The 576-nt window shown below is 52.4% G+C and carries 1 rRNA gene; it reads right to left on the bottom strand.

Going from position 1 to position 576, the window contains the following annotated elements:
* Positions 1-75: 75 nt before the first annotated feature.
* Positions 76-576 (bottom strand): 23S ribosomal RNA (locus PGLA_RS28555); the annotation flags it as partial.

Here is a 576-nt window from a genome sequence, read left to right as displayed (position 1 = left end):
ACTGGATCCGTAACGGGTGGGTTCTGTCTACAAACGCACTGTCATCCTCCCAGGACCGGCCCTCGCTGGTGGGTTAGCACACGGTTTCAGGTTACATTTCACTCTCCTTCCGGGGTGCTTTTCACCTTTCCCTCACGGTACTGTTTCACTATCGGTCGCTAGGGAGTATTTAGCCTTAGCAGATGGTCCTGCTGGATTCATACGGGGTTTCACGTGCCCCGCACTACTCGGGATACATCTCGGAGGGATTGAACTTTTGGTTACAGGGCTTTTACCTTCTATGCCGGGCCTTTCCAGACCTCTTCACCTAACCCAATCCTTTGTAACTCCATGTGAGATGTCCCACAACCCCAAAGAGCAAGCTCCTTGGTTTGGGCTAATCCGCGTTCGCTCGCCGCTACTGACGGAATCACTATTGTTTTCTCTTCCTCAGGGTACTTAGATGTTTCAGTTCCCCTGGTCTGTCTCTACACACCCTATGTATTCAGATGTGAGTGACTGCGTATTACCACAGCCGGGTTTCCCCATTCGGACACCCCCGGATCAAAGCTTGCTTACAGCTCCCCCCGCTCAGTT

It is taken from the genome of Paenibacillus glacialis (genome assembly GCF_001637205.1).
Lineage (GTDB): Bacteria > Bacillota > Bacilli > Paenibacillales > Paenibacillaceae > Paenibacillus_AQ > Paenibacillus_AQ glacialis.
This window is presented reverse-complemented; position numbering and strand designations above follow the sequence as displayed.